Below are 1,048 nucleotides of genomic sequence, written 5' to 3' on the forward strand. Positions count from 1 at the left end.
AGGTGGAGTAGGGAAGAACAGCGCCATTAAAGCGAAGCTCTTTACGACCATCCGGGTAATGCCAGACCTCGATATATTTTCCGATAGCCCTGCGGCTTAACTCACTATCTTCACAGCGTCGGCCCGAAGTCGGTATAGCGTTCGCGGATAATACTGAGTGCGTACCTGGCAAGACCATCTGGGAGCTGATGGTTGCTGGGTTTTCCGCGACGACGGTTAGCCATACCAAGCGGGCCAGATTCACGGTAACGCGAAAGAAGGCGTCTGCACTGGCGATCGGAAATACCCAGGCGCTGCGCGGCCATCTGAGTGGTCAGACGCCGGTCGACAACGTCCTGAATGATTTTGAGTCGGTTAACTTCATCCAAAGTGAAAAACTCCGCTGCGTGTGCCGTCATGGGAATCTTCCTGTTGATTATACACGACACTTAGCCCAGAGCGGACATTACAACTTTGCTGCTACAATCTAAGTGCGCATAATGTATATTATGTTAAATTTAGTCCGTCGTTCATTTAGTTCATAACCGCCCACAGAATACGATTAATCATACATTTACCTATCACTCTATCTTCTTCTTGCAAAACGTTATAACGCATTGGGTAGAACCGCTGGCAGTACCGCTGGTCGAGAGTATATTCAGTACCGTTAAAATGTTGACCGCACCAATACGCAGCCATCTTACCTATCTACGGGCAAAATCTTTTGATGATTACCTGCCACAGGCCATCAGCAACATGCCCGGTGAACGAGTCGAACTGGATGATGTGGTGAAGTACATCACCCAAACTACCTCAAGTTTTCGGGGCCGGGCAGGACAACGGGACAAAACATCCAAAGCCCTTAGCAAAAGAGAAAGGTATGGTCGCATACCACGAAGGGGGAATCGCAATGGCTGAGGACGCGTTTGATGAGGGGAGTTTTACTGTTAGCTCATTAAGTTACCGTGGCAAGCAGCCAGCTCGCAGCTTTCATACACAGACAGGAGGCACTCAAATTCGCCCCTACACCCGGGACGTCACCGCCCTCCTCCTGCCCCCCCCCTCAATT

2 pseudogenes are annotated in these 1,048 nt (G+C 50.3%); one reads left to right on the top strand and one right to left on the bottom strand.

The features are described 5' to 3' along the window. Window positions 1-113: 113 nt before the first annotated feature. Window positions 114-398 (bottom strand): annotated as a pseudogene (locus CWM53_RS15280) (helix-turn-helix domain-containing protein); the annotation flags it as partial. A 193-nt stretch (window positions 399-591) separates the two neighbouring features. On the opposite strand from CWM53_RS15280, the pseudogene CWM53_RS15290 reads away from it, so the two are divergent. After that, window positions 592-852 (top strand): annotated as a pseudogene (locus CWM53_RS15290) (hypothetical protein); the annotation flags it as partial. Between the last annotated feature and the right edge of the window lie 196 nt (window positions 853-1,048).

The organism is Klebsiella sp. A-Nf5 (genome assembly GCF_002810545.1).
In the GTDB taxonomy this organism is placed as follows: domain Bacteria; phylum Pseudomonadota; class Gammaproteobacteria; order Enterobacterales; family Enterobacteriaceae; genus Klebsiella; species Klebsiella variicola.